Annotated in this window: 1 protein-coding gene; it reads right to left on the reverse strand. The window is 63.7% G+C overall.

The window, feature by feature from the left end:
- The coding region (locus tag E4K09_RS15245) for a helix-turn-helix domain-containing protein (protein ID WP_134498410.1) at positions 1 to 223 on the reverse strand (223 nt) is incomplete at both ends.

Genomic DNA, 223 nt, shown 5'->3' on the forward strand with positions numbered 1-223 from the left:
CCTCGATGGCTTCGGTGACGGAATTGGACATCAGGGCCTCCTGGGCGGATAGGGGCAGAAAATCATTGGGTGTGACCGCTCCGCGGGTCTCGCGGGCGATCAGTTCCGCGGTGTCCCGCGAAAGCCAGGCATGATCCGAATTGCACATTTGGGTGATGGCGCCGGGAGTGACGCCGATCCGCCGCGCGAACTCGACGCGCGACATGCCGTTACGGGACAACCA

This window comes from Microvirga pakistanensis (genome assembly GCF_004458765.1).
GTDB lineage: Bacteria > Pseudomonadota > Alphaproteobacteria > Rhizobiales > Beijerinckiaceae > Microvirga > Microvirga pakistanensis.